The 23,337-nt window shown below is 61.8% G+C and carries 21 protein-coding genes; 11 read left to right on the top strand and 10 right to left on the bottom strand.

Translation table 11 applies throughout. The features are described 5' to 3' along the window. Positions 1-61 precede the first annotated feature (61 nt). From AC2FMD_RS16505 to AC2FMD_RS16495, 3 genes are all read right to left on the bottom strand, one after another. Positions 62-871 carry a glutamate racemase gene (locus tag AC2FMD_RS16505; protein ID WP_496711155.1) on the bottom strand — a complete coding sequence of 270 codons (810 nt, stop codon included), beginning with the start codon at positions 869-871 and terminating at the stop codon, positions 62-64. Between the two features lie 8 nt (positions 872-879). Further along, a complete protein-coding gene (locus tag AC2FMD_RS16500; protein ID WP_496741267.1) occupies positions 880-1,758 on the bottom strand; it encodes a lysophospholipid acyltransferase family protein in 879 nt (292 codons plus the stop codon). Between the two features lie 76 nt (positions 1,759-1,834). After that, positions 1,835-5,254, bottom strand: a complete 3,420-nt coding sequence (locus AC2FMD_RS16495) for an indolepyruvate ferredoxin oxidoreductase family protein (protein WP_496795252.1) — start codon at positions 5,252-5,254, stop codon at positions 1,835-1,837. Between the two features lie 169 nt (positions 5,255-5,423). Between AC2FMD_RS16495 and AC2FMD_RS16490 the strand changes: the two genes are divergently transcribed. The 6 genes from AC2FMD_RS16490 to grxD all read left to right on the top strand — a co-directional run bounded on the left by AC2FMD_RS16490 (position 5,424) and on the right by grxD (position 13,213). Further along, positions 5,424-6,332 carry a LysR family transcriptional regulator gene (locus tag AC2FMD_RS16490; protein WP_496741271.1) on the top strand — a complete coding sequence of 303 codons (909 nt, stop codon included), beginning with the start codon at positions 5,424-5,426 and terminating at the stop codon, positions 6,330-6,332. Positions 6,333-6,592: 260 nt separating this feature from the next. Then, on the top strand, positions 6,593-8,866 hold the full coding sequence (locus AC2FMD_RS16485) for a mechanosensitive ion channel domain-containing protein (protein ID WP_496741273.1): 2,274 nt from the start codon (positions 6,593-6,595) through the stop codon (positions 8,864-8,866). An 84-nt stretch (positions 8,867-8,950) separates the two neighbouring features. Continuing rightward, positions 8,951-10,024, top strand: coding sequence for a BamA/TamA family outer membrane protein (locus AC2FMD_RS16480; RefSeq protein WP_496711158.1), 1,074 nt, complete (start codon positions 8,951-8,953; stop codon positions 10,022-10,024). Positions 10,025-10,112: 88 nt separating this feature from the next. Beyond that, a complete protein-coding gene (gene purL, locus AC2FMD_RS16475; RefSeq protein WP_496741275.1) occupies positions 10,113-12,272 on the top strand; it encodes a phosphoribosylformylglycinamidine synthase subunit PurL in 2,160 nt (719 codons plus the stop codon). Between the two features lie 139 nt (positions 12,273-12,411). Further along, entirely contained in the window at positions 12,412-12,648 is a 237-nt protein-coding gene (locus tag AC2FMD_RS16470; protein ID WP_149775191.1) for a BolA/IbaG family iron-sulfur metabolism protein, read from the top strand. Between the two features lie 202 nt (positions 12,649-12,850). After that, positions 12,851-13,213, top strand: coding sequence for a Grx4 family monothiol glutaredoxin (gene grxD, locus AC2FMD_RS16465; protein ID WP_496741277.1), 363 nt, complete (start codon positions 12,851-12,853; stop codon positions 13,211-13,213). A gap of 9 nt (positions 13,214-13,222) precedes the next feature. Here the strand turns inward: grxD and AC2FMD_RS16460 are convergent, their stop codons facing one another. From AC2FMD_RS16460 to AC2FMD_RS16450, 3 genes are read right to left on the bottom strand one after another with little or no spacing between them, the layout of a single operon-like run. Next, positions 13,223-13,564 (bottom strand): MliC family protein, encoded by a 342-nt coding sequence (locus AC2FMD_RS16460; RefSeq protein WP_496795251.1) that lies wholly within the window; start codon positions 13,562-13,564, stop codon positions 13,223-13,225. Positions 13,565-13,566: 2 nt separating this feature from the next. Then, on the bottom strand, positions 13,567-13,962 hold the full coding sequence (locus AC2FMD_RS16455) for a cell division protein ZapA (RefSeq protein WP_496679855.1): 396 nt from the start codon (positions 13,960-13,962) through the stop codon (positions 13,567-13,569). Next, positions 13,962-14,750 (bottom strand): hypothetical protein, encoded by a 789-nt coding sequence (locus AC2FMD_RS16450; protein ID WP_496741281.1) that lies wholly within the window; start codon positions 14,748-14,750, stop codon positions 13,962-13,964. The genes AC2FMD_RS16455 and AC2FMD_RS16450 overlap by 1 nt, the downstream gene beginning before the upstream one ends. A 235-nt stretch (positions 14,751-14,985) precedes the next feature. Here AC2FMD_RS16450 and tkt point away from each other — a divergent pair, with 235 nt between their 5' ends. Further along, complete coding sequence (tkt, locus tag AC2FMD_RS16445; RefSeq protein WP_496741283.1) at positions 14,986-17,007, top strand: transketolase; 2,022 nt, start codon at positions 14,986-14,988, stop codon at positions 17,005-17,007. A gap of 57 nt (positions 17,008-17,064) precedes the next feature. Here tkt and AC2FMD_RS16440 read toward each other — a convergent pair whose 3' ends face one another. Further along, complete coding sequence (locus AC2FMD_RS16440; RefSeq protein ID WP_496679849.1) at positions 17,065-18,036, bottom strand: DUF808 domain-containing protein; 972 nt, start codon at positions 18,034-18,036, stop codon at positions 17,065-17,067. Between the two features lie 182 nt (positions 18,037-18,218). On the opposite strand from AC2FMD_RS16440, the gene gap (AC2FMD_RS16435) reads away from it, so the two are divergent. The 3 genes from gap (AC2FMD_RS16435) to gap (AC2FMD_RS16425) all read left to right on the top strand — a co-directional run bounded on the left by gap (AC2FMD_RS16435) (position 18,219) and on the right by gap (AC2FMD_RS16425) (position 20,532). Further along, the gene (gene gap / locus AC2FMD_RS16435; RefSeq protein WP_496679847.1) at positions 18,219-19,220 is read left to right on the top strand and encodes a type I glyceraldehyde-3-phosphate dehydrogenase; all 1,002 of its coding nucleotides are present in this window, start codon (positions 18,219-18,221) and stop codon (positions 19,218-19,220) included. Between the two features lie 71 nt (positions 19,221-19,291). Next, positions 19,292-19,435: a hypothetical protein gene (locus AC2FMD_RS16430; RefSeq protein ID WP_005983416.1), complete on the top strand. Its 144-nt coding sequence runs from the start codon at positions 19,292-19,294 to the stop codon at positions 19,433-19,435. Positions 19,436-19,527: 92 nt separating this feature from the next. Further along, a complete protein-coding gene (gap, locus tag AC2FMD_RS16425) occupies positions 19,528-20,532 on the top strand; it encodes a type I glyceraldehyde-3-phosphate dehydrogenase (protein WP_496711164.1) in 1,005 nt (334 codons plus the stop codon). Here the strand turns inward: gap (AC2FMD_RS16425) and coaD are convergent. The 3 genes from coaD to AC2FMD_RS16410 all read right to left on the bottom strand — a co-directional run bounded on the left by coaD (position 20,524) and on the right by AC2FMD_RS16410 (position 22,501). After that, positions 20,524-21,015, bottom strand: coding sequence for a pantetheine-phosphate adenylyltransferase (gene coaD / locus AC2FMD_RS16420; protein ID WP_496679842.1), 492 nt, complete (start codon positions 21,013-21,015; stop codon positions 20,524-20,526). The two genes, gap (AC2FMD_RS16425) and coaD, sit on opposite strands and share 9 nt — an antisense overlap. Before the next feature lie 83 nt (positions 21,016-21,098). Next, positions 21,099-21,536 (bottom strand): CBS domain-containing protein, encoded by a 438-nt coding sequence (locus AC2FMD_RS16415; protein ID WP_496679841.1) that lies wholly within the window; start codon positions 21,534-21,536, stop codon positions 21,099-21,101. A 62-nt stretch (positions 21,537-21,598) separates the two neighbouring features. Beyond that, positions 21,599-22,501, bottom strand: coding sequence for a LysR family transcriptional regulator (locus AC2FMD_RS16410; RefSeq protein ID WP_496688282.1), 903 nt, complete (start codon positions 22,499-22,501; stop codon positions 21,599-21,601). A 102-nt stretch (positions 22,502-22,603) separates the two neighbouring features. Between AC2FMD_RS16410 and AC2FMD_RS16405 the strand changes: the two genes are divergently transcribed. Next, a partial coding sequence (locus tag AC2FMD_RS16405; protein WP_496795250.1) for an aldehyde dehydrogenase family protein occupies positions 22,604-23,337 on the top strand: 734 nt, incomplete at its 3' end.

The following is a 23,337-nucleotide window of genomic DNA, read 5'->3' as shown; positions in this document are numbered from 1 at the left end:
AACCATCGCATGGACGGTTCCCCCGAATAAATCCGCGCGCCGCCCCGGTCATTGACCGAAGTCAGGCGGCCTGAAAGGTGATTTGTCGTCGCAGAAACTGCGTTGCCCGGTCGCTGACCTTCTTGGGATCGCCCGTGGTCAGGAACCCGGCCTCACCGGTGCCCAGCATGCCGGGGTGCCGCTTCAGATAGTCGGCAAGGCTTTCGGCAACCAGGTCACCCTGGCTGAACACCTGCACGTCCGGCCCCAAGGCCGCCTGAAAGGCCTCGGCCATCAGCGGGTAGTGCGTACAGCCCAGAATCGCAGCCTGCGGATGGGGCATCTTTCGCTTCAGCGCGTCCACATGGCTCCGCACCAGGGCCTCGGCCAGGATCATGTCGCCTTCTTCGATGGCATCGACCACGCCACCACAGGCCTGCGCCTCGACATCCACGCCGATGGCGCGGAACGCAAGTTCACGCTGGAACGCACGGCTGGCCACGGTCGCCGGCGTGGCGAACAGGGCCACGTGCTTGACCGCCACTTCGCGCGGGGGGCTGTTGTCGCCCCACTGGCGCTCGGTCAGCGCCTCGATCAGCGGGACGAACACACCCAGAACGCGCTTGCCCTGGGGCACGCCCTCTTCCTGCATCCGCCGCAGCGCCGCGGCGCTTGCCGTGTTGCAGGCCAGAATCACCAGATCGCAGCCGCGCGACCACAGGTCCTGCACCGCGTTTCGGGTCAGGTTGTAGATATCCTCGGCGTCGCGCACGCCATAAGGCGCGTGCGCGCTGTCTGCGTAATATAGGAAATCCACCTCCGGCAGACGTGTCTGCGCGGCGTTCAGGACGGTCAGCCCGCCCAATCCGGAATCAAAGATGCCTACTGCCATTTGCCCCTTCAGGCGCGATGCCGTTCCTCGAATTCATAGCCATAGTCATACGACTTCAGCGGCTTCGGAGACAGCTCATACGTGGCTTTGCGCAAGAAATCCATCATCTTGCGCGTATCGCCGGCCAATGGGTCCAGAACGTCGCGGCCGATGGGCTGCCCCACGACCACATCAACCGGGGTATCGACGCGCTTTCTAAACTCTTTGATCAGCAAACCCATGCGCAGCGTCACATGCAGATGGCTGGCAATCTGAAACAGCCGCGAGGTGTGCCCATCGAAGAACAAAGGCACCACGTTGGCGTTTGATTTGGCCACCATCCGCGCGGTGAAACCGCGCCAGCCCGGGTCCATCGGGTGCGCGAACGGCCGGGCCGCCGTACTGACCGTGCCACCGGGAAAAATTCCGATTGCTCCACCCTGCCCCAGATAATCCAAGGCGGTTTTGCGAGTCTGCAGGTTCAGCCGCATCGCCTCTTTGGTCTGATCGAAGGATATCGGCAGGATAATGCGGTTCAGGTCCTCGGCCTTGTGGAACACATGATTGGCCAGAATCCGGAAATCTCCACGGATCTGGGACAGCACATGCCCCATCATCAATCCATCCAGAATGCCGTAGGGATGGTTGGCGATCAGGATCAGCGGGCCGTCCTTGGGGATGTTGGACAGCGCCCCGCCCACCACATTCAGGCTCAGCCCGTAGCGTTCGACCATGACCGACCAGAAATCGCGGCCATTGGCGACCTCTCGCTCGTAACCATCCGCGCGCCGGATCAGGCGCAGCCGACCGGTCGTGTTCTCCATCAGTTTGATGACCATGCGCCCACCCCGCGTTTCAGCAGAATGGGCGTAGGAAATATCCCGAGCGACTTGGCGACGTGATTTCATCACGGGTCTCCGGTGTGGCCGTCACGGGACGGCGCGGACACTGATCCTACCGCGCCTCCGTGACACCGATGTGACGTTACTCGGCCGCGGCCCGCGTCTCGGTCCCTCCCTGCCGGATCACGGCTAGAAGTTCCTCACGCCGCTTGGCGGCCTTGGCTTCGTTGGCGGCCAATACCGGACCGAAACCGCGGATGTCCAGCGGCAACCGCGCCAGCGCGACAATCGCATCGCGGGTGTTGTCATCCAGCTTGGGCAGGACCTCTTTCATGTCCTTCTCGTACTGACGGACCAAGGCCCGCTCCATCCGGCGCTCGGCGGTATAACCGAAGATGTCCAGCGGCGTGCCACGCAGCCCCTTAAGCTTGGCCAGAACCTTCATCGGCCCCAGAAGCCATTCGCCGAATTGCCGTTTGCGCGGACGCCCGTCCGACCCTTTGCCACCCAGAATCGGCGGCGCCAGGTGGAAGGTCATCTTGAAATCGCCGTCAAATTCGGCGGCGGCCTTGTCGCGGCTGTCCAGCAGCAGGCGGGCCACTTCATATTCATCCTTGTAGGACAATAGCTTGTGATAGCCACGCGCGACGGCATCCCGGACCTTCGGGTCTTCGATCGACTCGACCAGCTTGAGATAGCGTTTGGACAACCGTTTGCCCTGATAGGCCACAAGATGATCGGCGCGGAAGGCGATGGCCTGATCGGGCGTCTTGGGCAACTCGGTCACCGTGGGGGCCACGATGCGCGCCACTTCCTCGGGGTGAAGAACCGCCCATCGGCCGACCTCGAAGGCGCGCTTGTTGCGCTCGACCGCGGCGCCGTTCAGCTCGATCGCGGTCATGATCGCCTCATGGCTGACCGGCAGCAGACCGCGCTGCCACGCCGCCCCGAACACCATCATGTTGGAATAGATCGAGTCGCCCATCACCGCGCGTGCCAGCTCGGTCGCGTCGAACAGGGCCAGCCCGTCCTTCAGCCGCGCCTCGAGCGCCAGTTCCAGCCGGTCGACCGGAATGTGGAACTCGGTGTTGCGGGTGAAATCGCCAGTGATGATCTCGTGGCTGTTGACCACCGCGCCGGTCTGACCAGTGCGCGTCAGCCCCAGCGTCTTGGCCCCGGCCGACACCACGAGGTCACCGCCGATCAGCGCATGCGCCTCGCCGGTGGCCACGCGAATGGCGCTGATGTCCTCGGGCTTGTTGGCCAGGCGACAGTGGATATGCACCGCGCCCCCCTTCTGCGCCAACCCGGCCATTTCCATCATGCCCGCGCCTTTGCCGTCGATCTGCGCGGCCTGCGCCAGAACCGCCCCGATCGTCACGACTCCGGTGCCGCCGACGCCCGTGATGACCACGTTATGCGTGCCCTCGATCTGCGGCAGAACCGGCTGCGGCAGATGGGGGATGTCGATCTCGGTGGTGGCTTCCTTGCGGATCTTGGCACCTTCCAGCGTGACGAAGGACGGACAGAACCCGTTGAGGCACGAGAAATCCTTGTTGCAGCTGGACTGGTCGATCGCCCGCTTGCGTCCCAGCTCGGTTTCCTTAGGCACGATCGAGACACAGTTCGACTGCACCCCGCAATCGCCGCAGCCTTCGCAGATGTCCGAGTTGATGAAGACACGCTTGTTCGGGTCCGGGAAGGTGCCGCGCTTGCGGCGGCGGCGTTTCTCGGCGGCGCAGGTCTGGACGTAGACGATGACCGACACGCCTTCGATCTCGCGGAACTTGTTCTGAACCGCCATCAGCTCGGCCCGTTCGTGGATTTCCACGTCGCCGGGCAGCGCCTTGAAGTTCACGTCTTCCTTCTCGTCATAGACGACGGCCACATGCTGGACGCCCATGGCCTTGACCTCGCGCACAATGCGCTCGGCGGTCAAATGGCCCTCGTTCTCCTGCCCGCCGGTCATGGCGACCGCATCGTTGAACAGGATCTTGAAGGTGATGTTGGTTCCGGCCGCCAGCGCCGCCCGGATCGCCTGAACGCCCGAATGGTTGTAAGTGCCATCGCCCAGGTTCTGGAACACGTGTTTCGTAGTCGAGAACGGCGCCTCACCGATCCAGTTGGCGCCTTCGCCGCCCATCTGGGTAAAGCCGGTGGTCTCGCGATCCATCCACTGCACCATGTAGTGACAGCCGATCCCGGCGTAGGCCCGGCTACCTTCGGGCACCTTGGTCGAGCTATTGTGCGGACAGCCCGAGCAGAAATAGGGCAGCCGCGTCGCGATCTCCTGCGCGTTGTCGTTGCGGCGGGCCTCGTGCAGGCTGGCCAGCCCTGCGCGGATCCCGTCGGTTTCGCGACCTTCCTCGATTAGGATCTCGCCCAGCTTCTCGGCGATCATGATCGGATCAAGCGCCCCACGTGTCGGGAACAGCTCTTCGCGGTGCAGCGTGCCTGCCCCGCCCTTGTACCAGCCGTACACACGACGTCCGCGACGGTCATCAAAGATCGCCTCTTTGACCTGCACCTCGATCAGTTTGCGCTTTTCTTCGACGATGATGATCAGGTCCAGGCCCTCGGCCCAGTCATGGAACCCCTTCATGTCCAGCGGGAAGGTCTGCCCGATCTTGTAGGTGGTGATACCCAGCCGTTCGGCCTCGGCCTCGTCGATGTTCAGCAGCGACATGGCGTGCACCAAGTCCAGCCAGTTCTTGCCCGCCGCGGCAATGCCGATCTTGGCCCCGGGCTTGCCCCAGACCCGCCGGTCCATCCGGTTGGCGTGCGAGAACACTTCGGCCGCGAACCGCTTGTAGTCGATGATCCGCGCCTCCTGCAGGTGCGGCGTGTCGCCCAGACGGATGTTCAGCCCGCCCTCGGGCATGTCGAATTCCGGCGTCACCAGCTGCATCCTGTCGGGCCGGCCATCCACGACCGAGGTCACCTCGATCGTATCCTTCATCGTCTTGAGCCCGACCCAGACCCCGGCAAACCGGCTGAGCGCAAAGCCATAGATTCCATAGTCGAGTATTTCCTGCACCCCGGCCGGGCTGACCACGGGCATGTACATGTCGACCATCGACCATTCAGATTGGTGCAGCACGGTCGAGCTTTCGCCGGTGTGGTCGTCGCCCATCGCCATCAGAACGCCGCCGTGCTTGGCGGTTCCGGCCATGTTGGCGTGACGCATGACGTCGCCCGACCGGTCCACACCCGGCCCCTTGCCGTACCACAGGCCGAACACGCCGTCATACTTTCCATCGCCGCGCAGACCCGCCTGCTGGCTGCCCCACAGCGCCGTCGCGGCCAGGTCCTCGTTCAGGCCGTACTGGAACACCACGTCGTTTTCGGCCAGCTGCTTCTGCGCACGAGACATCTGCAGGTCGACCGCCCCCAAAGGCGAACCCCGGTAACCAGTGACCAGACCGGCAGTATTGAGGCCCGCCGCCCGGTCGCGTTCCTTCTGCATCAGCATCAGGCGCACCAGCGCCTGCGTGCCGTTCAGCAGAACCGGGCTTTTGGTCAGATCGAAACGGTCGTTGAGCGAAATCTTTGGCTGACTCATCAGACGCCTCCCCACGTCGGAACAGTGTGCTGCATTTGCCGTCATTTTAGGTCACTATTTCTGACCTGTATAGGAAAATCCCCCTGCAGCGTAACGATTTCCGCCTTTGAATGTGGAACTTGCTACCTGTTTCATATAGTTCTGCGAAAACATAACGAAAGTTGCGACGATGAATTGGGACAAGCTCAGAATCTTTCACGCGGTGGCGGATGCCGGCAGCCTCACGCATGCCGGCGACAGGCTGAACCTGTCCCAATCCGCCGTCAGCCGCCAGATTCGTGCCTTGGAAGAGGCGTTGGGCGCCACGCTGTTTCATCGCCACGCGCGCGGCCTGATTCTGACCGAACAGGGCGAGCTTTTGTTCGATGCCACCACCGCCATGTCCAAGCGGCTGGAAACTGCCGCCGCCCGCATCCGCGACAGCGAAGAAGAGGTGTTTGGCGTCCTGCGCGTCACCACCACATTCGGCTTCGGCACGCTGTGGCTCGCCCCACGCCTGCCGAAACTGTACGAACAATACCCCGATCTCAACATCGATTTGATGCTGGAAGAGCGCGTCCTCGACCTGCCTATGCGCGAGGCCGATGTCGCGATCCGCATGAAGGAACCCAGCCAGGCCGATCTGGTGCGCAAACGCCTGATGACCGTTCGGATGATGCTCTATGCAACGCCTGAATACCTCGAGATGCACGGCGGAGCGCCACAAACGCTGGAAGACATTTCCAAGCACCGTCTGATTTGCCAGACACCCTCGGCCCCGCAAGTTGGCGTCGGAGCCACGATGGTCAGCCATCTTATGACGTATGAGCCCAGTTCGTTGCTGACCGTAAACAACTATTTCGGCGTCCTTCAAGGTGTGCTGAACAACCTTGGCATTGGTGTTTTGCCTGACTACGTAACCGAAGATTTTCCCAACTTGGTTCCAATTCTGTCGGATATCGAAACCGCCGAGGTGCCTGTCTACCTGGCGTATCCCGAGGAACTACGTCACTCGAAACGGGTCGCAGCTTTCCGTGACTTCGTGCAGGAGGAGATCATCGCGCACCGCAAGCATCTGAAAGAGCTGGGAAAGCTTTAGCCATGCACGAATCGCATAGCGGCCATGAAGACTCACGTGCAAAAAATTCTTGATCGTTCACAAACTGATCCCTAAATGACCACTCGAAGTCGATGATGCTGAAACGCTCATCATCTTCATACCTCCCTGTTGGACTACGGCCGAGCTTAGTGCTCGGCCTTTTTTTTCATCAACGCCGCATCCGGTCGCGTTTTGTTTGTAAAATGCGCTCTGCGCTGCCTATGATCGCGAAAAACAATCATTTTGTGATCGAGGGAATAATGGCAACACATTTCTTGCGTATTCTGATGGCGGCGGTTTCGGCCCTCATGCTGACCCTACCCGCAGCGGCCCAAGAGACCGGCAGTTCCGCCGCCCCGGTGTCGATTCCCGAAGATCTGACTCCCGAACAAGTCGATGACTTGGTCGCCCGTATGTCCGACGACCAGGTGCGCGCCATCCTGCTGGAACGGTTGGACGCGGTCGCAAGGCAGCAAGCCGAACAGCAGAGCACAAAGCGCGGCCTGATTCAGACCATTTCGGACTCAGCCAGCCAGATGGCGGCATCATGGATGGACGTGATCCGCAAGGTCCCGGTTCTGATATCGGCCCAGGTCGAGGCCTTCTCCAATTTCGGCAACAAATTCGGCGCAAACGGCCTCATGACCCTGTTCGGGTTCACCTTTCTGGCGCTTGCGATCGGGTATGCGGCTGAAAAGCTGTTCGGCCTGTGGACCCGCCGCTGGATCCGGCTGATCCCCGAAGACGCGTCCTCGGACCTCAAGGGCGCAGTGCTTTACCTGTTCAAACGCTTCTGCGGCGAGTTTTTGGGCCTGCTGGTCTTTTACTACACGCTGGTTTTCGTTGGCCGCCGATTTCTGGACGATGCGCAAATCGAACAGGCGGGGCCCTTCGTGTTCTATCTGATCTGGTTCCCGCGGCTGGGGGCGGCGATCTCGCGGTTCATCCTTGCCCCACAGCAGCCCCGGCTGCGGCTGGTCAGTATCGACGACAAATGGGCCAAGTACCTGCATCGCAACCTGATCGGTCTATTTCTGCTGATCGGCTTCACCATGTTCATCCTGGATTTCAACATGATGAACGGCGTGCAGCCGGGCGAGTCGCGGCTAGGGTTCTGGCTGAACACCTCTATCCACATCTACATCGCCGTAATGGCCTGGACGGCCCGCGAAGGGCTGACCGAAATGATGCGCGGCTCGGACCCAGATCGCACACAGTTCGACGAAGAGGTGGCGCGTTACTATCCCTATTTCGCCATTGCCGTTTCCATCGGCACCTGGCTGCTGGTCGAATTCCTCGCCGCGCAACGCGACCCGCGGGTTTTCGCCCTGCTGGCGGGGGGCGCGCATTACGTCACCATGTTCTGGCTGCTGATCGCGCCGGCGCTCGATACCTTTATCCGCGGACTGACCCGCCATCTGTTGCCGCCGATGATCGGTGACGGGCCGGTCGCTGAACGCGCCTACAGGGCAACCAAGCGCAGCTATATCCGCATCGGGCGCGTTCTGGCCGGCGTTTTGGTCGTCCTGATGATCGCCAACGCATGGGATCTGGACCTGCAGGAAATCGCGGGCGGAGATTCTGAAACGGGCAGCAAGCTGGTTCAGTTCTTCATCATCATCGCGGTCGGCTACATCCTGAACGAGGTGGTCTCGCTCTGGATCAACCGCCGCCTGGCCAAGGAGCAGACAGCCTCGGAGCAGAGCCCCGACGAGGAAGCCGGCGAAGGCGGCGGCGCCGGCGGCTCGCGCCTGGCCACGGTTCTGCCTTTGCTGCGCGTGACAGCTCAGGTCGCGATCTCGGTGATCTTCGTCCTGCTGGCGCTGGGCGCGCTGGGCCTGGACATCACGCCGCTTCTGGCTGGTGCCGGTATCCTGGGTCTGGCTATCGGCTTTGGCGCGCAGAAACTGGTTTCGGACATCGTGGGCGGCATCTTTTTCCTGATCGACGATGCTTTCCGAGTCGGTGAATACGTCGATGTGGGCGGCACCACCGGCACGGTCGAAAAGATCTCGATCCGCTCGATGCAACTGCGCCACCATCGCGGCCCGGTGCACACCATTCCCTATGGCGAGATCCAGAAACTAACGAACTACAGCCGCGACTGGGTCATCATGAAGCTGAAGTTCACCGTGCCCTTCGACACCGATCCGAACAAGGTAAAGAAGATCTTCAAGAAGATCGGTGCCGAGATGATGGAGGACCCAGTCCACAAGGACGGTTTCCTGCAGCCCTTCAAATCGCAGGGCGTGTTCGATTTCGACGATGTCGGCATGATCATCCGCGGCAAGTTCATGGCCAAGCCAGGCAAGCAGTTCACCCTGCGCAAGGAGATCTTCAATCGGGTGAAGGCCGCCTTCAACGAAAACGGCATCGAGTTCGCCCGCCGCGAGGTCCGCGTTGCGATCCCGGGCCTGGAGGAGACGGAACATCTTTCAGATGAACAGAAAGCGGCCATCAGTGCGGCTGCCGGTGAAATCGCAACTCAGCAGGCCGAACAACAGGCCGAGCAGCAACAGCAGGGAAAGAAATAGGACTGTGTGCCCAAGCGCAAAGACAGTGGTGTCCGCGTGTTGCGATCGCTAGTCAGGCCGCTTCTCGCAAGCGCAGGCGTCGCCTTGGCAAGTGCAGCGGCGGCGCAGGACGCCAATAGTGTCCTCGAAAAGAACCTCGGAGTTCTGGACGACTACACCGAAGACGAAATCGTCGGATTTCAGCGAGGATCGATCGTCGTCGCCCCAATTCCTTTTTCGAACCCTACAATCGGTTCCGGCCTCATTCTGGGCGCTGGGTATCTTTTCCAGATGGACGAAGGATCCAACCCTTCGGTGATAGGTGCCGGTGGATTGCGCTCCGGCAATGGCAGCATGGCCGCAGCCGGTGCATTCAAACTCAATATGGACAACAACCGTTGGATCATCGAGGCACTCTACGGGACAGCAGACGTCCAATACGACCTTTTCACCGGGGTTGGTGTGATCCCCATCCGTCAGGACGGTTTTCTGGGTAGGCTCGGGCTGTCCTATGGGGTAACGCCTGACCTGTCCTTCGGCGTGACCTTCCGGTATCTCGACACGACCATCACCCCCGCCTTTGCGGGACTGCCGCCGATCCCACCTCCCTTCGACCAGTTTCTGAATGTCGAGGTTGGGAATTTGGGCCTGGTGTCCGACTGGGATACACGGGATGACACGATTTACCCGACCAGCGGCCAAGTCCTGCATTTCGAAGCATCACAGGGCTACGGGCTCAGCGGGCTGGTGCAGGATTATTCCAAGTCCTACCTCAACTACACGTTTTACCTGAGCCCCTGGGCCGACGGTGTCATCGCCAGCCGGCTATCTGTGTGCGCCGCTTCGTCCGAGACACCGTTCTTCGATCAATGCGGCATCGGAACGGTGGATGCCTTCCGCGGGTTTTCGGCAACCCAGCTTCTCGATCTGCGCTCGGCTTCTCTGCAGGTCGAGCTTCGCCAGCGGGTGGGCGAGCGCATCGGCCTCATCGCCTTTGCTGGCGTGGGACAAACCGGCCAGAGTTTCAGCGATCTGAGCGACAACGGCACCAATTCGGCCTACGGGATCGGCGCGCGTTACCGGGTTTCCAAGAAATTTCCGCTCGATTTCTCGATAGATGTAAGCCGCAACGACCAGCAGGAGGACAACCTCTACATCTATGTCGGACAGCGGTTCTGACACGGCTGCGCGTTCTTGGCCCTTTCCCCCGGCGCGCCCTTGCCCTAAAAGGCGCGCAATATCGGCCAGCTTGGGGACAGGACAGACAATGCAAGAGCCCGCCATCACACCGGAACTGATTGCCGCGCACGGGTTGAAGCCCGAAGAATACGACATGATCCTCGAGATTATCGGGCGCGAGCCGACCTTTACCGAGCTGGGGATTTTCTCGGCCATGTGGAACGAGCACTGTTCCTACAAGTCCTCGAAGAAATGGCTACGCACCCTCCCTACCTCGGGCCCCCAGGTGATCTGCGGCCCGGGTGAAAACGCCGGTGTGGTCGATATCGGCGACGGGCAGGCCGTGGTCTTCAAGATGGAAAGCCATAACCACCCCTCCTACATCGAACCCTATCAAGGCGCGGCAACCGGCGTGGGCGGCATCCTGCGCGACGTGTTCACCATGGGCGCACGGCCCATCGCGGCGATGAACGCGCTCTCCTTCGGTGAACCCGACCACCCCAAGACCCGCCAGCTGGTCAACGGCGTGGTGGAAGGCATCGGTGGCTACGGCAACTGTTTCGGCGTGCCGACCGTAGGCGGCGAGGTGCGGTTCCACCCGGCCTATAACGGCAACTGCCTAGTGAACGCCTTTGCCGCCGGGCTGGCCGATGCCGACAAGATCTTCTACTCTGCCGCGTCGGGCGTGGGCATGCCCGTTGTCTATCTGGGCGCCAAAACCGGCCGCGACGGCGTGGGCGGCGCCACGATGGCCTCGGCCGAATTTGACGACACGATCGAGGAAAAGCGCCCGACCGTGCAGGTCGGTGACCCCTTCACCGAAAAACGCCTGATGGAGGCGACGCTGGAACTGATGCAGACCGGCGCCGTGATTTCGATTCAAGACATGGGCGCGGCTGGTCTGACCTGTTCCGCGGTGGAAATGGGCGACAAGGGCAAGCTGGGCATCAAGCTCGACCTCGACCGCGTGCCCCAGCGCGAAGAGAACATGACCGCCTACGAGATGATGCTGTCCGAGTCCCAGGAACGCATGCTGATGGTGCTGAAGCCCGAGCTCGAGGCCGAGGCTCGGGCCGTATTCGAGAAATGGGACCTGGATTTTGCCATCGTTGGCGAAACAATCGCCGAGGACCGTTTCCTGATCATGCACGGAAACGAGATCAAAGCCGACCTGCCGCTTTCGCCGCTGTCGGGCCGTGCGCCGGAATACGACCGTCCATGGGTTCCGACCCCTGTCGCCGAAGAGATGGCCGAAGTGCCGCAGATCGACCCGATTGACGGGTTGCGCGCACTCATCTCCTCGCCCAACTACGCGGCCAAGCAGTGGGTCTATGAACAATACGACACCATGGTCATGGCCGACACAGCCCGAACCCCTGGCCTGGGCGCCGGCATGGTCCGCGTGCACGGCACGGACAAGGTGCTGGCCTTCACCTCGGATGTGACGCCCCGCTATGTGCGCGCCAACCCCGAAGAAGGCGGCAAACAGGCTGTGGCCGAAGCCTATCGCAACCTGACCGCCGTGGGCGCCAAGCCGCTGGCCACCACCGACAACCTGAATTTCGGCAACCCCGAAAAGCCCGAGATCATGGGCCAGTTCGTTGGCGCTATCAAAGGCATCGGCGCGGCCTGTTCGGCGCTCGACATGCCGATCGTTTCGGGCAACGTGTCGCTGTACAACGAAACCGATGGCCAGGCAATTCTGCCCACGCCGACTATTGGGGCGGTCGGCCTTTTGCAGAACGCCGACGAAATCATCGGCACCGAAGTTCGCGAAGGGCATGTGGCGCTGGTGATCGGTGAAACCAAGGGGCATCTTGGCCAATCCGCCCTACTGGCCGTAGTCTTCAACCGCGAAGACGGCGACGCCCCGCATGTGGATCTGGACGCCGAGAAACGCAACGGAGATTTCATCCGCGCCAACCGTCACCTGATCAAGGCCTGCACCGACCTCAGCGACGGCGGGCTGGCGCTTGCCGCTTTCGAACTGGCCGAAGGGTCCGGCGTCGGCGTGCATCTTGAGGACGCTTCGACAGAATTCCTGTTTGGAGAGGATCAGGGCCGGTACCTTGTGGCCTGCAATTTCGATCAGGCCGAAGCTCTGATGATCGCCGCAGGCCAGGCCGGTGTGCCCATCACCAGCGTCGGCCGCTTTACCGGCGACACCGTGCGCATCGGCTCGTCCGAGGCCCCTTTGGCCGAGTTGTCGACGATCTATCGCACCAGCTTTGCCGAGGCCGTAGCCTGAGCCTCGTTAACACCCTTTACGCTCCGAACCCTGCGCCTGCCGAACTGGCGCAGGGTGCTTGTTTCGCCTTTGCCCGCGCCCCCTTGCACGGGCTTTGGCATCGCTCTACATCTTGGGAAAGACCTTCAGGAGAACCTACATGCCGATGAGCGCTCATGAAATCGAAACCCTGCTGCGCGAGGCCTTTCCGAACGCGGACATCAAGGTCGGGGGAAGTGACGGCGTGCACATGTCCGCGATGGTCGTGGACGAGAGCTTTCGCGGCAAGAACCGGGTGCAGCAGCAGCGCGCCGTCTATGCGGCGCTTAAGGGCAAGATGGATGGCCCTGACGGAGAACTTCACGCGCTGGCCCTGACCACCCGCGCACCGGAGTAACCCGGAGCAAACGCAACAAGACCCGTCGACTGGTCTGATGCAGAAAGTACCGAGAAACCTTCCCGGGAATCGGGCGAAATGACGAAAGCCAATGAACCGAACCGGGAGCCCGTCAAGAACCTGAAAGCCGACAAACGGTGGAGCGACCACCACGTAAAATGACTGCCCGCCGCCGCGGCGGGCCCAGCCTAGGAAACGCGAAATGACCGACGTGAAGACCCAGATCGATGAAACCGTCAAGAACAACGACGTGGTGCTGTACATGAAGGGCACCAAGGAGATGCCGCAGTGTGGGTTCTCCTCGCGCGTGGCAGGCGTTCTGAACTACATGGGCGTGGATTACATCGATGTGAACGTTCTGGCCGACGAGACCATTCGACAGGGCATCAAGGACTATTCAGACTGGCCGACCGTTCCGCAACTGTATGTCAAAGGCGAATTTGTCGGCGGCTGTGACATCGTCACCGAAATGACCCTGTCGGGCGAGTTGGACACCCTGTTCGATGAAAACGGCGTGGCCTACAACAAGGAAGCCGCCGACAAGATCCGCGAAGCCAACGCCTGAGCCTGCGGCTTAGCGGCTTGTACAGCCCTTCAGAACATCGGTTTCGCTGCCGGCCCCGGCCGCGGCGAAACTGATAACCGCATCCCAGCCTTTGGACCGCAGAACATAGGTCCCCTGCCCGCCGACCGACTCGTATCGGATACCCGATCCACTCGGAACCTGCCGCAAGGCGATCAACTGACCGTCCACTACCATGGCTGCTGCCCCGTCACCCTCGGGCGGGTTGAAATACGTGACAGCAAGTTCGACCCCACCTTCGCAGGTGAAGGTGACCGGCAAGATGTCGATCTGAGCCTGCGCCATGGACGCGCACAGTGTAGCCATACCGGCCAAAACAGTCAGGCGGCCCATTTTCATTTCCCTGACTTCTCGGCAACCATTTCCGCCAGTGACTCGGCACGCGCCGCCAACTCGGCAAGTGTGTCCGTCACCGAGGGCGGCACAACGGCCACTTCGACCCGCTCGGGTTCGGGCGGCGGTGCGTTGCGCAGACTGTCCAGTTCCGCCTGCGCCTCGGCCAGTTGCGCCTCCAGCGCCTTGATCCTGTCATCGGACGCCGCAGCCTTGTCGGCCAGCATCAGCCCCGCCATCAACAGCATGCGGGATTCCGGCATGCGTCCGATCTGGTCGGTCAGAACCTGCGCTTCATCATCCAGCAGCTTGGCTGCGGCATGCAGGAACGGCTCTTCCCCGTCCCGGCACGAGACTTCGAAACCGCGCCCGCCGATATGAATGGTCACTTCCGGCATTACTCCACCTCTCCTTCGGCAAGGTTGGCATGGGTCAGCAGCGGCTCGAGCCGGGCCAGAACCGCGTGGGCCTCAGCCGCATCCGTGGCCCGCGCGGCGCGGATTGCTTCAAGCTCGGCCTCGGTCGCGCGGTTCAGCAGCTCGGCATCGGGCAACCCGTCCGCGACTGCCTTGCGCAGCTCTTCCACGGTTTCCTGCAACTGCGCGTTGGCCTTGCGCAGACGCTGAAGATCGTCATCGAGGCGCGACATCGCCGCGCCGTGGCTCACCCGCTCGGCGCGCAGCATCTCGAGCTCGGCGTTCAGCTCGGCCACACGTTCGCCGTCGGCCAATTCCGCCTTGAGCCGGGCGATCTCGCTCCGCATCACCTCGACCTTTTCTTCTGATGGCTTCAAGCGCTCGACCTCGGCGCGTAGCTGGGCAAGTTCCTCGCTGTCATCCGGGCGGGTACGCTGGCTCTCGATCTCGGATTTCAACGCCGCCAGTTCATCCTGGTTCTCCAGCGCGGCCTTGGCCTCGGCCAGTTCGGCCCGCGCGGCTTCGACCGCCGCAAGCTGGGACTTGGCCTCGCCCAGTTGCCCGCGCAAGGCGTCGATTTCCTGCTCATAGCGCTCCTTGACGGATTTCAGGCGTTCCTCTAACTGCGCGTTGGCCAGACGCTCTTCGTCCAGCGCGACCCGCAATTTGCCGTCGCCGCCATCCCCTCCGGCCTGCATCGCCTCGATCCCGGCACCGATCCGGTCCATCGCGGCGGTGATGCGTCTGTGAAGGTCTTCGATCTGACTCATTGCCCCTGTTGCCCTTTTGCCAAGGTTCGCTCTGTTCTTACGCCGGCCGAATCAAGCCGGCTCGATCTCAGTCATAGTCTAGCGGAATGTGCGCCAAAATACCCAGTGTTTGCTTTCAACCACTTGGACAACACAGTTCAACCGCGCCCCCGGCGCCACGGCCAGTTCCGCTTGCACTTTGAGGGGTGAATGGTATTCAGCGCGCAATCTGCCCGTAACCCAAAGGAAAACATCCGTGGACCTGACAGCGCTGCGCAATGCCAACCCTGAACACTGGGCCAAGGCTGCGGCCATCCGCACCCTGACCCTCGATGCCGTCGCGGCCGCCAATTCCGGCCATTCGGGAATGCCGATGGGCATGGCCGATGTCGCGACCGTTCTGTTTGAAAAGCATCTGAAATTCGACGCATCCGCCCCCAAATGGCCCGACCGCGACCGGTTCATCCTGTCGGCCGGCCACGGCTCGATGCTGATCTATTCGCTGCTGTATCTGACGGGCTACGAACAAGTCACGCTGGACGAGATCAAGAACTTCCGCCAGTTGGGCGCCAAGACGGCTGGCCACCCGGAAAACTTCCTTTTAGACGGCGTTGAAACCACCACCGGCCCGCTTGGGCAAGGGATCGCCAACGCCGTGGGCTTTGCCATGGCCGAGGAGATCCAGCGCGCGCATTACGGCAAGAAGGTCGTCGATCACTATACCTATGTGATCGCCGGGGACGGCTGCCTGATGGAAGGCGTCAGCCAGGAGGCGATCACCCTGGCCGGTCGGCACGAGCTAAGCAAGCTGATCGTGTTCTGGGACAACAACAATATCACCATCGACGGCACCGTGGACATTGCCGACCGCACCGATCAGGTGCGCCGGTTTGCGGCCTCGGGCTGGAATGTAATCGAGATCGACGGTCACGACCCCGAGGCCATTGACGCGGCCATCACCGAGGCGAAGGCGTCGAAAAAGCCGTCGATGATCGCCTGCAAGACCCATATCGCCTTGGGCCATGCCGCGCAGGACACCTCGAAAGGTCACGGTGCTCTGACCGATGCCGAGCAGCTGAAAGCCGCAAAAGAGGCCTATGGCTGGCCCTACGGTCCGTTCGAAATCCCGGCCGAGGTCAAAGCGGCCTGGGAAGCGATCGGTGCTCGCGGCGCTGCGGACCGCGCGGCCTGGGAAGAGCGTTTCGCCCAACTGTCCGAGCGCAAGCAGGCCGAGTTCAACCGTGCCCATGCGTTCGAGGTGCCGAAGAAGCTGGCCGGCGCGATCCGCGCACTGAAAAAGCAGATCTCTGAAGACCGGCCCAAGCTGGCCACCCGCGCCTCGTCGGAAAAGGTGCTAAACGTCGTGAACCCGATCATGACCGAGACGGTTGGCGGCTCGGCGGACCTGACCGGGTCGAACAACACCAAATCGGCCGATATGGGCGTGTTCCTGCCGGAAAACCGCAAGGGCCGCTATATCCACTACGGCATCCGTGAACACGGCATGGCCGCGGCGATGAACGGCATGGCGCTGCATGGTGGCATCCGCCCCTATGGCGGCACCTTCATGGCCTTCACCGACTATGCGCGTCCGTCGATGCGCCTGGCCGCGTTGATGAAGATCCCCAGCGTTTTCGTGATGACCCATGACTCGATCGGTCTGGGCGAAGACGGCCCGACGCACCAGCCGGTCGAGCATCTGGCGATCTCGCGCGCGACGCCGAACACCTATGTGTTCCGCCCCGCCGATACCGTCGAGACTGCCGAGGCCTGGGAACTGGCGCTGACCTTCAAGGACAGCCCCTCGGTTCTGTCGCTGACCCGCCAGGGCGTGCCGACCGTGCGCACCCAGCATAAAGCCAAGAACCTGACAGCCCAGGGCGCCTATGTTCTGGCCGAGGCCGAGGGCAAGCGTCAGGCGATCCTGATCGCGACCGGGTCCGAGGTGTCGCTGGCCATGGAGGCAAAAGCGATGCTCGAGGCCGAAGGGATCGGTACCCGGGTCGTTTCGATGCCCTGTATGGAGCTGTTCGCCGAGCAGGACGAAGCCTATCGCAAGAAGGTCCTGCCTGCCGGGCCCGTCCGCGTCGGCATCGAGGCCGCCGTCCGTGCCGGCGGCTGGGACCGCTGGCTGCTAGGCGAGCGTGGCCGCGAGGCCAAGGCCGGTTTCATCGGTATGTCGGGCTTTGGCGCGTCTGCTCCCGCCGGCGAACTGTACAAGCATTTCGGCATCACCGCCGAAGCAACGGTTGCCAAGGTCAAGGAATTGCTGGGCTGATCCAGCCGAACCAAGCATTCAAGGGGCGGCCATCGTGCCGCCCTTTTCTTTTGGGCTTCAATGGTCCGCTTTCTGCTCTGGCTTATTGGGCCACAGCGGCGCGATGACCTTGGTCGCCAACGGTATCAGAACGAACCCCCAGGCCAGCCCGAACACGCCATCCATTGCGGCCTTGCTGATCCACTCCACCGCACCGGCCCATTGATCGGGCACGGCATGACCGGCCGCATAAGCCCAATCGTGGATATGGTGTGCCAACCAGCCAAAGCCCAGCACCTCGAGCCCATGGATCATGATCGAGCCGCCAACCCATAGCATCGCCGCCGTACCTACGACCGACAGGGTCTTCATGACCTTTGGCATCGCCTTGACCAGCCCGCGGCCCAACCCGCGGCCGACCGACGTCAGCGCGTTCTTGGCCAGATAAAGCCCGACATCGTCCATTTTGACGATCAATGCGACCGAGCCATAGACGGCCACCGTGACACCGATCCCCACAACTGCCAGCGTCGCCGCCTGCATCCAGACATTTGGCGCCTCAATTGCAGAAAGCGCGATGGTCATGATTTCGGCCGACAGGATGAAATCAGTCTTGATGGCACCCTTGATCTTCTGCTCCTCCAGATGACCCGGATCACGGACGTTCATGTCTTCTTCGATGACGTGGCTGCCATGCGGGAACAGCACGTGGAAGATCTTCTCGGCCCCCTCGAAGCACAGGTATGACCCACCAATCATCAGCAAGGGCGTGATCATCCATGGTGCGAAATTCGCAAGCAGCAAGGCCACCGGCAGAAGCAGAATGACCTTGTTGAAAATCGACCCCCGTGCGATGCGCCAGATGATCGGCAACTCTCGCGCGGGGGCAAAGCCCTGGACGTATTTCGGCGTGACGGCCGCGTCGTCGATGATCACGCCCGCGGTCTTGGCCCCCGCCTTGCCGGCGGCCGCCGCCACATCGTCGACCGAGGCCGCCGCCACTTTGGCGATTCCCGCCACATCGTCCAACAGGGCCAGCAAACCGCTCATGCCGCATCCTTTCCGTTCATCCGTCGCACTTTGGACCCTAACCGATCCAACAGCTAGCGCAAGCGTTAGCGCAACCACACCAAGTTTGCGCTAACACATTGCAAATATGACATTTTCTACCTTTTTTGATGGACCGATCATCGCTATATCGCCCAGAACACAAGCGGATTTGGAGACGTCTCATGACCATCAAGGTCGGCATCAATGGTTTTGGCCGCATCGGCCGCTGTACCCTGTCGCACATCGCCGCGTCAGGCCGCAACGACATCGAAGTGATCAAGGTTAATGCCACCGGACCGCTTGAAACCTCAGCGCATCTGCTGAAATACGACAGCATCCACGGCCGCTTTCCGCGCGAGATCTCGATCAGCGGCAACACGATGGACCTGGGCCGCGGGCCGATGCAGATGTTCTCGACCTACGACATGAACGAGCTGGACTGGGAAGGCTGCGACGTCGTTCTGGAATGCACCGGCAAGTTCAACGACGGGCTGAAGGCCAAAACGCATCTTGAGCGTGGCGCGCAGAAGGTTCTGCTGTCGGCCCCGGGCAAGAACGTGGACAAGACGATCGTATTTGGCGTCAACCACAACAGCCTGACCGCCAACGATAGGATGGTGTCGAATGGCTCGTGCACCACGAACTGCCTTGCTCCGCTTGCCAAGGTTCTGGACGAAGGTATCGGCATCGAAAACGGCATCATGACCACGATCCATGCCTATACCGGCGACCAGCCGACGCTGGACCGCCGTCACAATGACCTGTACCGCGCCCGCGCCGCCGCCATGTCGATGATCCCCACAAGCACCGGCGCTGCCAAGGCCCTGGGCGAGGTTCTGCCGAACCTCAAGGGGCGTCTGGACGGGTCGGCCATCCGCGTACCCACGCCGAACGTATCGGCCGTTGACCTGACTTTCCGAGCCGCGCGCGAGGTGACCGTTGATGAGGTCAACGCCATCGTCGCCGAGGCCGCCAAGGGGCCGATGCAGCGCGTTCTGGGCTATGAACCTGCCCCGCTGGTGTCGACCGATTTCAACCACACCGAAGAAAGCTCGATCTTCGCACCCGACCAGACCCGTGTCGTCGATGGCCGCATGGTCCGCGTGCTGGCTTGGTACGACAACGAGTGGGGCTTCTCGGTGCGCATGGCCGATGTGGCCGTCGCCATGGGGCGCCTTAACTGACATCGCCAAGTAAGCTTGCGCGAAAACGCCCGCTCAGGTTATCTGGGCGGGCGTTTGCGTTCGGAGCGGCAATGACAAACCAAATCGCGATCTGGCTTGGCGTGCTCATTCTGGGTGGACTGATGCTGGATTATGCCCTTGTCGGAACCGAGCATCTCCTATTCCTCGGCAAGAAGTTCTATGACCTTTTGGATTGGGTCGCGTTCTGGCGCTGACAGAGGTTTTGCTTGACATTTTCGCCTGACTGCCTTTGTTAGCGCTAACTAATTTCAATCGCGGCTTAGCGGCCATTCAGACGGAGCGCGACATGACACTCAAACTTGCAATCAACGGATTTGGACGGATCGGGCGCGGCGTCCTGCGCGCCCTGATGGAAAGCGGTCGCACTGATGTGCAGATCGTGGCAATCAACGACCTGGCCAAGCCGGAAATGAACGCGCATCTGTTCGAGTTTGACAGCGTGCATGGCCGCTACGCCAAGCCGGTCACCCTGACCGAGGCCGGGCTGGACGTGGGCGCCGGCCCGATCCGGCTGACCAGCGAGCGTGACCCCGAGGCGCTGGACTGGTCGGACGTGGACGTCGTTCTGGAATGCACCGGCGTATTCCGCACGCGCGAAGCCGCGTCGCGTCATTTCAAGAACGGCGCGAAAAAGGTTCTGATCTCGGCGCCGGCGCGCGGGGATGGCGAGGTGAAGACCGTGGTGTTCGGCGTGAACGAACACGAACTGACCGCCGCCGACACCGTGGTTTCAAACGCATCCTGCACCACCAACTGCCTGTCGCCCGTCGCTGCCGCATTGGATGCGGGCCTGGGTATCGTGCACGGCAACATGACAACAGTGCATGCCTATACTGCCAGCCAGCCAGTGCATGACACCGCCGGCAAGGACCCGTACCTGTCGCGCGCGGCTGCCCTGTCGATGATACCGACCACCACCGGCGCGGCCTCGGCCGTGGGGCTGGTTTTGCCGCAACTGCAGGGCAAGCTGACCGGTCAGGCGATCCGGGTTCCCACCCCGAACGTCTCGGTCGTCGATCTGGTGGTCGAAGTATCGCGCCCCACCACCGAAGACGAGGTCAACGCCCTGTTCACCGAGGCAGCGGCAAAGATCCCGACCGTTCTGGCCGCGGAAACCCGCCCGTTGATCTCGATCGACTTCAACCACGATTCCCACAGCTCGACCGTGTCGCTGGCCGAAACCAAGGTGACCGACGGCACGCTGGTCCGCGTTCTGGCCTGGTATGACAACGAGTGGGGTTTCTCGAACCGGATGCTGGATACGGCCGCCGCGATGGGCGCCCTAGCCTAACCGCTCTTTCAGCGCGATATTGACCTGGGGCGTGACGAATTTCGACACGTCCCCTCCCAGCCGGGCGATTTCCTTGACCAGCTTCGAGGCAATCGCCTGGTGGCGGGCCTCGGCCATCAGAAAGACGGTCTCGATGGAATCATCCATCGCCCGGTTCATCCCCACCATCTGGAATTCATACTCGAAATCCGCCACCGCGCGCAGGCCACGCACAATGATCTGGGCGCCCACGTCCCGGGCGCAGTCGATCAGCAGGTTCTCGAACGGATGCGCGACGATCTCGGTGCCGGTCTGCGCGGTCAGATGGGCGCATTCGGCCTCGATCATGGCCACCCGTTCTTCCAAAGAAAATAAGGGCCCCTTGTCGCGGTTGATTGCAACGCCGATCACCAGCTTGTCGACCAACATCGCCGCCCGACGGATGATGTCGATATGACCCAAGGTGATCGGATCAAAGGTTCCGGGATACAATCCAACCCGCATCTGGGCCTCCTGAGCAAGAAAATTTCTGCGCAAGCAAACACAAGTTTTCCGCAGCTGCAAGAGGCCGCATCATTAGCGTAGGGCTAGTGGCCCATGATCATGCCCTGCAGGGCATCCTTTTCCATCGCCAGTTCCGACAATTGTGCCTTGACCACGTCACCCAGCGTCACGATGCCGACCAACTGGCCGTCCTCGACGATCGGCATGTGACGAAAACGGCCTTCGGTCATGCGGGCCAGTACGTCCTGCACCTTGTCCTGTTTGGTGGCGGTAACCAGCTTTTTGGTCATGTAGGCGATGACCGGCTGGGTCAGGCAACCGCTGCCGCTGGCGGCCAGCTCGCGCACGATGTCACGTTCCGACAAAATCCCAACGGCGGTCTTGCCCCCGTCCTCCGAGACCACGACGGTCCCGATGCGCTTTTCGGCCAGGATCTTAGCTGCGTCGGAAACGGTCGTCGAAGGCGCCACCGTCACGACCCCGTCCGTTGCCTTCGAACTCAGAATGGCCTGAACAAGCATGGGCAAAACCTCCGACAATAATCTTCCCGTATTCCAAAGCGTTGCCGGAATACTCGACCCTGTCAAGCTTGGGCTTCAGCTTCCAGCCGCGCAATCTCGTCGCGGATGCCGCGACTCAGCGCGTCAGCAAAGCGGTTGAGGCGTTCATTGCGCTGATCGCCCTGATGGCGCACTAGGTAGAAGCTGCGGGTCAGACTTACTTGATCCGTCAGGATTTTCCGCAACCCCGGATGGAACGGAAGCGTAAAGTCATGGGCCACGCAGACCCCGGTGCCCAGCGATGCCTGCCGCAACTGGACCGAGACCGAATTCGATGCAAGCGCGACACGGTCAATACCGATGTCGTTGAGGTAGTCCAGCTCGCGATCGAAGATCATGTCCGGGATGTATCCAATCATGCGATGCCCCTGCAGATCCTCGAGAGTGCGGATCGGGGCATGGCGCGCCAGGTAATCCTCTGTCGCGACCATATGCAGGCGATAGTCGCTGACCTTCTGCACCAGCAACTTGCCGGCGGTGGGCGCGCTGACGGTCAGCGCCATGTCGGCCTCGCGCCGCGACAAATTGATAATGCGCGGCAGGGCAAGAATCTGAATGTCCAGATCCGGGTTCGCATCGCTGATGCGGGCACAGACCTGCGGCAGCAGATAGTTCGCACTGCCATCGGGCGCGCCGATGCGGACCTGACCGCTCAGCGCCTTGGTCGACCCGTCCATCGCCCCTGCTGCCGCGCGCATCGCCTCTTCGGCGGATTGGGCGTGTTCGAACAGGCGCTCTCCGGCCGAGGTCAACAGATAGCCTTGGGGCGATTTGGTGAACAGCGGCGCCTTCAGCGCCGTCTCCAGCCGCGCGATCCGGCGCCCCACCGTGGCCGGATCGATCTTCAGCCGCCGCCCTGCCGACGACAGGCTTTCCTCGCGCGCGACGGCCAGAAACACGCGCATGTCGTCCCAATTGGGGGTCATCCCTCACCTTTGCATTTTTGCAAAACTCTTTTGAGACATTGCCCCTGTTCAGGTGATTTATGCAAGCCTATGCTGCGCCCAAATTCTGCGGAGGAGTTTGCAATGCAAGACCTGACCCATTTCATCAACGGCGAATACACCCCCGGCACCTCGGGCCGGTTCGATGATGTTTACAACCCCGCCACCGGCGAGGTTCAGTACAGATGCCCGATGGCCAGTGCCGCCGAGACCACGGCCGCCATCGAACACGCCGCCGCAGCCCAGCCTGCCTGGGGTGCAACCAACCCGCAAAAGCGCGCCCGCGTCATGATGCAGATGGTTCAGCTGATGAACCGCGACATGGACAAACTGGCCGAAGCACTGAGCCGCGAGCACGGCAAGACCCTGCCCGATGCCAAGGGCGATCTGCAGCGCGGGCTCGAGGTGATCGAATACTGCATCGGCGCCCCGCAGATGCTGAAGGGTGAGTTTACCGACAGCGCAGGCCCCGGCATCGACATGTATTCCATGCGCCAGCCGCTGGGTGTTGTCGCCGCCATCATGCCGTTCAACTTCCCGGCCATGATGCCCCTGTGGCATGTCGGCCCGGCGCTGGCCTGCGGCAACGCTGTGGTGCTGAAACCCTCGGAACGTGATCCATCGGTGCCGCTGATGCTGGCCGAACTTTTCGTCGAGGCCGGTCTGCCCAAAGGCGTGTTCCAGGTTGTCAACGGCGACAAGGAAGCCGTGGATACCCTGCTGGACAGCGAGATCATTCAGGGTGTTTCCTTCGTCGGATCGACCCCGATCGCGCAGTACATCTATGCCCGCGCCACAGCGAACGGCAAACGCGCCCA

This window comes from Ruegeria sp. BHSC276 (assembly GCF_059612945.1).
This window is presented reverse-complemented; position numbering and strand designations above follow the sequence as displayed.

Coding starts and splice junctions, on each gene's coding strand:
- AC2FMD_RS16505 (WP_496711155.1), bottom strand. CDS start 871: ATGGCAGTAGGCATCTTTGATTCCGGATTGGGCGGGCTGACCGTCCTG.
- AC2FMD_RS16500 (WP_496741267.1), bottom strand. CDS start 1,758: ATGAAATCACGTCGCCAAGTCGCTCGGGATATTTCCTACGCCCATTCT.
- AC2FMD_RS16495 (WP_496795252.1), bottom strand. CDS start 5,254: ATGAGTCAGCCAAAGATTTCGCTCAACGACCGTTTCGATCTGACCAAA.
- AC2FMD_RS16490 (WP_496741271.1), top strand. CDS start 5,424: ATGAATTGGGACAAGCTCAGAATCTTTCACGCGGTGGCGGATGCCGGC.
- AC2FMD_RS16485 (WP_496741273.1), top strand. CDS start 6,593: ATGGCAACACATTTCTTGCGTATTCTGATGGCGGCGGTTTCGGCCCTC.
- purL (WP_496741275.1), top strand. CDS start 10,113: ATGCAAGAGCCCGCCATCACACCGGAACTGATTGCCGCGCACGGGTTG.
- AC2FMD_RS16470 (WP_149775191.1), top strand. CDS start 12,412: ATGCCGATGAGCGCTCATGAAATCGAAACCCTGCTGCGCGAGGCCTTT.
- grxD (WP_496741277.1), top strand. CDS start 12,851: ATGACCGACGTGAAGACCCAGATCGATGAAACCGTCAAGAACAACGAC.
- AC2FMD_RS16460 (WP_496795251.1), bottom strand. CDS start 13,564: ATGGGCCGCCTGACTGTTTTGGCCGGTATGGCTACACTGTGCGCGTCC.
- AC2FMD_RS16455 (WP_496679855.1), bottom strand. CDS start 13,962: ATGCCGGAAGTGACCATTCATATCGGCGGGCGCGGTTTCGAAGTCTCG.
- AC2FMD_RS16450 (WP_496741281.1), bottom strand. CDS start 14,750: ATGAGTCAGATCGAAGACCTTCACAGACGCATCACCGCCGCGATGGAC.
- AC2FMD_RS16440 (WP_496679849.1), bottom strand. CDS start 18,036: ATGAGCGGTTTGCTGGCCCTGTTGGACGATGTGGCGGGAATCGCCAAA.
- gap (WP_496679847.1), top strand. CDS start 18,219: ATGACCATCAAGGTCGGCATCAATGGTTTTGGCCGCATCGGCCGCTGT.
- AC2FMD_RS16430 (WP_005983416.1), top strand. CDS start 19,292: ATGACAAACCAAATCGCGATCTGGCTTGGCGTGCTCATTCTGGGTGGA.
- gap (WP_496711164.1), top strand. CDS start 19,528: ATGACACTCAAACTTGCAATCAACGGATTTGGACGGATCGGGCGCGGC.
- coaD (WP_496679842.1), bottom strand. CDS start 21,015: ATGCGGGTTGGATTGTATCCCGGAACCTTTGATCCGATCACCTTGGGT.
- AC2FMD_RS16415 (WP_496679841.1), bottom strand. CDS start 21,536: ATGCTTGTTCAGGCCATTCTGAGTTCGAAGGCAACGGACGGGGTCGTG.
- AC2FMD_RS16410 (WP_496688282.1), bottom strand. CDS start 22,501: ATGACCCCCAATTGGGACGACATGCGCGTGTTTCTGGCCGTCGCGCGC.